This window comes from Microbacterium psychrotolerans, from assembly GCF_031085295.1.
GTDB lineage: Bacteria > Actinomycetota > Actinomycetes > Actinomycetales > Microbacteriaceae > Microbacterium > Microbacterium psychrotolerans.
This window is the reverse complement of record NZ_JAVFWO010000008.1, coordinates 133,562-140,735: the sequence shown is the minus strand read 5'-3', so window position 1 is coordinate 140,735 and position 7,174 is coordinate 133,562. Positions and strand designations below refer to the sequence as shown.

Below are 7,174 nucleotides of genomic sequence, written 5' to 3'. Positions count from 1 at the left end.
GCACGCCCGCGACGGCACCTGCCGCCCCGGCCGCAGCGCGACCCTCCACCTCGGCCGCACCCCGTGCGTCGGCATCCGGTCCCGCCCCGCGCAGCACGGCAGCGGCGCCCGCGCCGCGAGGCTCGGCATCGGGTGCTCCGTCGACGATGTCGGCTGCGGCCGCCCCGGTGACCGACTGGGCCGTCGCAGCGATCCCGTCCGACGACGACGCCCCGCCGCCCGACCCGGGTCCGGCGGCGCTGCCCACCGAGACGCCCGGCCAGTTCGCCGTCGACGACGAGCCCGAAGACGCGGCGACCTCGATGGCGCGCGTCGCGACCCTCGCGCCGCCGCGCGAGGGAGACGTGCTTCCGCGCACCGAGGTCGTCCCCTCTATCGAGCGCGAAGAGGACGAGCCCGAAGACGAGTCGGATGCCGTCGCCGACGTGCCGGTGCCGCCGACGGTCGCACCGCCCTTGACTCCGGTGGTCACGACGCGCAATGGCGGCGTGCAGCGCTATGGGGAGGCGGTGGTGCGCCAGGTGCTCGGCGCCACCTTCGTGCGCGAGGAGCCCTACGAGCCGCCGACGAGGTTCAACTAGCCCATGTACGACGGCATCGTCCAAGATCTCATCGACGAATTCGGCCGCCTGCCCGGGATCGGCCCGAAGTCGGCGCAGCGCATCGCCTTCCACATCCTGCAGACGCCCAACTTCGACGTGTCGCACCTCGCCGAGCTGCTCAGCGTCGTGCGGGAGCGGGTGCGTTTCTGCGAGGTGTGCGGCAACGTCTCCGAGCAGGAGCGCTGCTCGATCTGCCGCGATCCCCGCCGCAACCAGACCCTCATCTGCGTCGTCGAAGATGCGAAAGACGTCGCCGCGATCGAGCGCACGCGGGAGTTCCGCGGGCTCTATCACGTGCTCGGCGGCGCGATCAGCCCGATCGCCGGCATCGGTCCGGACGACCTCCGCATCACGCAGCTGATGCAGCGGCTCGCCGACGGCACCGTGCAGGAGGTCATCCTCGCCACGAACCCGAATCTCGAGGGCGAGGCGACCGCGACCTACCTCAGCCGGCTGCTGCACACGCTCGAGATCTCGGTCACCCGCCTGGCCTCCGGCCTGCCCGTGGGCGGCGACCTCGAGTACGCCGACGAGGTGACCCTGGGCCGGGCGTTCGAGGGACGACGCTCCGTCTGACCTCGACGTATGTCGGAACTCCGCCGTAGATTGGCGGTCGGCCGCCTCGCGCCGGCGCGCCGGTTCTCGGATGCTGAATCCCGAGGCCCGCGCACCGATCCGTGCCGCGGCCGACATCACTTGACCGGAGAGACACCAAATGAACCCCTCGCAGCGCTTCGACACGCGTGCGTGGCTGCTGTTCGCCGCGATGGCCGTGCTGTGGGGCATCCCCTATCTCTTCATCAGCGTCGCCGTCGAGTCGTATTCTCCGGCCGCGGTGGTGGCAGGTCGCACGCTCCTCGGCGCCGTGCTGCTCCTCCCGTTCGCGATCCGGCAGAAGGCGCTGCGCCCCGCGTTCGCGAAGATCGGCTGGGTGCTGCTGTTCGGCGCCATCGAGATGGCAGGGCCCTTCCTGCTTCTCGGCCATGCCGAGCAGACGCTGCCGTCGGGGCTCACGGGCCTTCTCGTGGCGACGGTCCCCCTGTTCGCGGCGATCATCGCGTTCGGCGGCGGTGACCGGTCGGTCCTCAGTCCGGCGCGCAGCATCGGCCTCTTCGTCGGCTTCGTCGGAGTCTTCGTGATCGTCGCGGGTCCGGGTCTCGCCGTCGAAGGCGGGGGTGGCCTCATCGCTGTCGGTGAGGTCCTCCTGGTGGCGCTGCTGTACGCGATCGCGCCGTTCGTCATCGCGACCAAGCTGCGCGACGTGCCCTCGCTGGGCTCCATCACCCTCGCGCTCCTCGCCGTCGGGATCTTCTACACGCCTATCGCGTTCCTGACGCAGCATCAGGTGCCCACCCTCGAGGGCACGCTGTCGCTCATCGCCCTGGCCGTCCTGTGCACGGCGGTGGCGTTCATCACCTTCTTCGCACTGATCGCGCGCGTGGGCCCGGTGCGGGCGCCGCTGTTCACGTACGTCAACCCGGTCGTCGCGATCGTGCTGGGCACGCTCATCCTCGGTGAGCCACTGACGGTCGGCCTGCTGATCGGTTTCCCGCTGGTGATCGCCGGATGCTGGCTCGCTGCCACCGGCGGGACGGTGCGAGCTCGCAAGGCCGCGGCCGACCTGCCGCCGATCGGTCCGAGCTGAGCGACCCGCTCCCACGCCTGCGGCGTCCGCAGAATCGACGTCGACCGGCGGTACACCGGGTCGCGCTGACCGGCCTGCTCCAGCCGTCAGAACCGCGGCGATCAGCGCAGCACTTCGACGAGCGCGACCCACGAGACGACGATGGCCGACACGATGGTCAGCAGTGTTCCCGCAGCGGCGATCGTCAGGCCTGCCGGCTCGCCGAGAAGCAGCACGACCGACGACGCCGCGTAGGCGACGATCGGCGCGAATCCCAACGCCGCCTTGAGTACGCGCCCGACATGCTCGGGATCGGGGTCCCGCATGATGACACGGGTCGCGTGCACCTGGAAGATGGCGGCCACCAGCGTGGAGACGCCGATCACCACGCCGTACCAGAGGGTGCCGACGTCGGGAACCAGACCGACTCCGGTGACGACGATGGCGAGCACCAACGCCGCAATCGCCGCGGCGAGACGCGCCGTCAGCGTGTTCGATTTGATGATCTCGGCGATGTTGACGCTCGAGGCGACGATGACGAGACCGGCCAGAGCGGCGGTGGCACCGACCATGGCGACGTTGAACTCCGACCACGCCTCGATCTGCTCCATGCTCGGATGCTAGCGCCGAGACACATGGCCGGTGGCGCATGGGAGCGTCCGTAAGATGGAGCGTCGGGTGAAGTTCAGAAGGTCTGGTGCGGCATCCGTTCTCGCCCACCCCTGACATACGCGTGGAGTTCGATGTGGCGCTGATCGTCCAGAAGTACGGCGGATCGTCGGTCGCGGATGCCGAGAGCATCAAGCGCGTCGCGAAGCGCATCGTCGACACGCGCCGCGCCGGGCACGATGTCGTCGTCGCCGTGAGCGCGATGGGCGACACCACGGACGAGCTGCTCGACCTGGCGGGGCAGGTCGCGCCGATCCCCGCGCCGCGCGAACTCGACATGCTGCTCTCGAGCGGTGAGCGCATCTCGATGGCGCTCCTCGCCATGGCGATCCACTCGATGGGCTTCGAGGCCCGCTCGTTCACCGGCAGCCAGGCCGGCATGATCACGACCGCCGACCACGGCTCCGCGCGCATCGTCGACGTCACGCCGATCCGCCTGCGCGAGGCGCTCGACGAGGGCGCGATCGTCATCGTCGCCGGCTTCCAGGGTTTCAACCGAGACACGCGCGACATCACGACGCTCGGCCGCGGCGGCTCCGACACCACCGCGGTCGCGCTGGCGGCGGCGCTCGAGGCGGACGTCTGCGAGATCTACAGCGACGTCGACGGCATCTTCACCGCCGACCCGCGCGTCGTCCCGAAGGCGAAGAAGCTCAACGTCGTGTCGGCGGAGGAGATGCTCGAGCTCGCCGCCAACGGCGCCAAGGTGCTGTACATCCGCGCCGTCGAATATGCGCGCCGACACCGCGTGCTGATCCACGCCCGTTCCACGTTCAGCTCGGGCGTGGGGACCTATGTGCTCGGCCCGGGGATGAGCGTCCCCGAGGGCGAAAAGGGAGAAGAGATGGAAGAGCCGATCGTCGCCGGGGTCGCCACCGACCTGGGTCAGGCCAAGATCACCGTCATCGGCGTGCCCGACGTGCCGGGCAAGGCCGCCGAGATCTTCAAGGTCATCGCGAAGTCCGGTGCCAACGTCGACATGATCGTGCAGAACGTGTCGGCCGCCGCGACCGGGCGCACCGACATCTCGTTCACGCTCCCCAAGACCGATGCCGCGACGGCCTTGAAGGCTCTCGCCGGCGACCAGTCCGACATCGGATTCGAGAACCTCGTCCACGACGACCAGATCGGCAAGCTCTCGGTCGTCGGTGCGGGCATGCGCACGCACTCGGGTGTCTCGGCCACGCTGTTCGAGGCGCTCAGCGTCGCGGGCATCAACATCGAGATGATCTCGACGTCCGAGATCCGCATCTCGGTCGTGGTCCGCGGCGACGATCTGGCCGAGGCCGCGCGCGTCGTCCACACTGCGTACGGCCTGGACGGCGACATCGAGGCCACGGTCTACGCCGGCACCGGTCGCTGACAGCGACTTCGGCGGCTGTGCCCGCTCAGCCGCTTCATCATCTTCGTCGTACGGTCCCGGAGCAGACCGTAACTGCGGACCTCGCCGCTGCGGCGGGGCGGTAGAATCGGGCAACCCCGCGCGTCCGACGGTGCCCGCGCGTCCGCTTCACGCTTGTGCCCACGCTGAGGAACACCATGACCCGCATCTCCGATTCAGGACTCTCCGTCGCCATCGTCGGCGCCACCGGCCAGGTCGGCGGCGCGATGATCGACATTCTCGAGGAGCGCGGGTTCCCGGTGCGCGAGATCCGTGCCTTCGCCACCGCACGGTCGGCCGGATCCGACATCGTCTTCCAGGGCCAGGCCGTGACCGTGGAGGATGTCGCGACCGCCGAGCTCGGCGGCATCGACATCGCCCTCTTCTCGGCCGGCGCCACCGGCAGCCGTGCGCACGCGCCGCGCTTCGCCGAGGCGGGCGCCGTCGTGATCGACAACTCGAGTGCGTGGCGCATGGATCCCGACGTTCCGCTCGTCGTGAGCGAGGTCAACCCGCACGCGATCGCCGAGGCGCGCAAGGGCATTATCGCGAACCCCAACTGCACCACCATGGCCGCGATGCCGGCGCTGAAGGTGCTCGACAACGAGGCCGGCCTCGAGCGGCTCATCGTCAGCACGTATCAGGCCGTGAGCGGCTCTGGTCTTGCCGGCGTGCAGGAGCTGCTCGGCCAGGTCGAGGGTGTGCTCGCTCAGGGCGACGTCGAGCGGCTCGCCCGCGACGGCTCGGCGCTGGACTTCCCCCAGCCCGAGAAGTACATCGCGCCGATCGCCTTCGACGTCATCCCCTTCGCCGGCAACCTGGTCGACGACGGCCTCAACGAGACCGACGAGGAGAAGAAGCTCCGCAACGAGAGCCGGAAGATCCTCGAACTGCCAGACCTCCGCGTCGCCGGCACCTGCGTCCGCGTGCCGGTCTTCACCGGCCACTCGCTCAGCATCAACGTGGAGTTCGCCCGCGACATCACTCCCGAGCGCGCTCGCGAGGTTCTCTCGAGCGCTCCCGGCGTGAAGCTCGAGGAGGTGCCCACGCCGCTGCAGGCGGCCGGCACCGACCCGGCGTACGTCGGTCGTATCCGGGCCGACCAGTCCGCGCCCGAGGGCAAGGGTCTCGTGCTGTTCATCTCGAACGACAACCTGCGCAAGGGCGCGGCGCTCAACGCCGTGCAGATCGCGGAGCTCGTCGCGGTCAACCTGGGCGTCAACGCCTGACCTTCGCTTCGACGACTCGCAGGCGAGCGGATGCCGCGGCTGCGGCATCCGCTCGCTTTTCGTTGTGGCAAGAACCGCAGGACTTTCGGGGAAGGAGCCGGCGCCCGGTCGGGGGTGCTTTCCGGCGGAACTAGAATCGTCTGGTGACCGAAACGCCCTCCGACGCCCTGCCCAGCCCCGACGACAGCGACCTGCCCACGGGGACGGTCGACGTTCTGCTGATCGGCGGCGGCATCATGAGTGCGACGCTCGGCACGCTGCTGCAGCAGCTCCAGCCCGACCTCAAGATCGCCGTCTTCGAACGTCTGAGCGATGTCGCGCAGGAGAGCTCGAACCCCTGGAACAACGCCGGCACCGGCCACGCGGCGCTCTGCGAGCTGAACTACATGCCCGAGCGCAAGGACGGCACCGTCGATCCCGCCAAGGCGATCTCGATCAACGAGCAGTTCCAGCAGAGCCGTCAGCTGTGGTCCTCGCTCGTCGAGGCCGGGGTTCTCGACGCGCCGTCGACGTTCATCAACTCCACCCCGCACATGACCTTCGTGCGCGGCGAGAAGGATGTCGCCTACCTCAAGAAGCGCTACGAGGCGCTGAAGGACGAGCCGTTGTTCGCCGGCATCGAGTACAGCGAGGACTCCCGGGTCATCAACCAGTGGGCGCCGCTGCTCATGCAGAAGCGCCGCAAGGGCGAGCCGTTCGCCGCGACCCGGATGCCGGCGGGCACCGACGTCGACTTCGGCGCGCTCACCCACCAGCTCATCGACCGGCTCGCCGAGAACGGCGCCGACGTGCGCCTCAACACCGAGGTCCGTCGCTTGAAGCGCCTGCGCGACGGCACTTGGCGCGTGAAGTACCGTCGCACCGTCGGTCGAACTCCCGGCGAGATCCGCGCGAAGTTCGTCTTCGTGGGCGCCGGCGGCTGGGCGCTGAAGCTGCTGCAGCGGTCCGGCATCCCCGAGATCTCGGGCTACGGCGTGTTCCCGATCGGGGGGCAGTTCCTGAAGACCTCGAACCCCGCGATCGTCGCCCAGCACAAGGCCAAGGTCTATTCGCAGGCGTCGGTCGGCGCCCCGCCGATGTCGGTGCCGCACCTCGACACCCGCGTCGTCGACGGCGAGGCATCCCTGCTCTTCGGCCCGTTCGCGACCTTCAGCCCGAAGTTCCTCAAGACCGGCTCGTGGTTCGACATCGTCGGCCAGGTGCGGCCCGGCAACCTCGGACCGATGCTCAAGGTCGCGTGGGACAACCCGAGCCTCATCACCTATCTCGTCGGTGAGCTGCTGAAGAATCACGCCAAGAAGGTCGACAGCCTCCGCGTCTTCATGCCGACCGCGAAGGACGAAGACTGGGAGATCATCCAGGCCGGCCAGCGCGCCCAGGTGATGAAGAAGGACCCGGACAAGGGCGGCGTGCTGCAGTTCGGCACCGAGGTCGTCACCGGCGCCGACGGCACCATCGCCGGCCTGCTGGGTGCGTCGCCGGGCGCGTCGACCGCGGTGTCGATCATGCTCGGTCTCCTGAAGACCTGCTTCCCCGACCGCATCGACGCCTGGGAGCCGCGTCTGCGCGAGCTGATCCCGACCTACGGGGACACGCTCAACGCTCGACCCGAGGTCGCGCAGGAGCTGCTCGGCGAGACCGCGGAGGCGCTCGCCCTCACCGCGTAGTG

General features: G+C 69.3%; 6 protein-coding genes and 1 pseudogene. 6 read left to right on the top strand and 1 reads right to left on the bottom strand.

The features are described from left to right. The 3 genes and pseudogenes from Q9R08_RS20150 to Q9R08_RS20140 all read left to right on the top strand — a co-directional run. Positions 1-581: pseudogene (locus Q9R08_RS20150) on the top strand (DNA polymerase III subunit gamma and tau); the annotation flags it as partial. A gap of 3 nt (positions 582-584) precedes the next feature. Then, on the top strand, positions 585-1,178 hold the full coding sequence (recR, locus tag Q9R08_RS20145; RefSeq protein ID WP_308869990.1) for a recombination mediator RecR: 594 nt from the start codon (positions 585-587) through the stop codon (positions 1,176-1,178). 139 nt (positions 1,179-1,317) lie between these two features. Next, positions 1,318-2,247, top strand: coding sequence for a DMT family transporter (locus Q9R08_RS20140; RefSeq protein WP_308869988.1), 930 nt, complete (start codon positions 1,318-1,320; stop codon positions 2,245-2,247). 101 nt (positions 2,248-2,348) lie between these two features. On the opposite strand, the gene Q9R08_RS20135 is transcribed toward Q9R08_RS20140, so the two are convergent. Further along, positions 2,349-2,837, bottom strand: a complete 489-nt coding sequence (locus Q9R08_RS20135; protein ID WP_308869986.1) for a hypothetical protein — start codon at positions 2,835-2,837, stop codon at positions 2,349-2,351. Positions 2,838-2,971: 134 nt separating this feature from the next. On the opposite strand from Q9R08_RS20135, the gene Q9R08_RS20130 reads away from it, so the two are divergent. From Q9R08_RS20130 to Q9R08_RS20120, 3 genes are all read left to right on the top strand, one after another. After that, positions 2,972-4,258, top strand: coding sequence for an aspartate kinase (locus tag Q9R08_RS20130; RefSeq protein WP_308869985.1), 1,287 nt, complete (start codon positions 2,972-2,974; stop codon positions 4,256-4,258). Positions 4,259-4,434: 176 nt separating this feature from the next. Further along, complete coding sequence (locus Q9R08_RS20125; RefSeq protein ID WP_308869984.1) at positions 4,435-5,505, top strand: aspartate-semialdehyde dehydrogenase; 1,071 nt, start codon at positions 4,435-4,437, stop codon at positions 5,503-5,505. Positions 5,506-5,696: 191 nt separating this feature from the next. Continuing rightward, the gene (locus Q9R08_RS20120) at positions 5,697-7,172 is read left to right on the top strand and encodes a malate:quinone oxidoreductase (RefSeq protein ID WP_308869999.1); all 1,476 of its coding nucleotides are present in this window, start codon (positions 5,697-5,699) and stop codon (positions 7,170-7,172) included. Positions 7,173-7,174 lie beyond the last annotated feature (2 nt).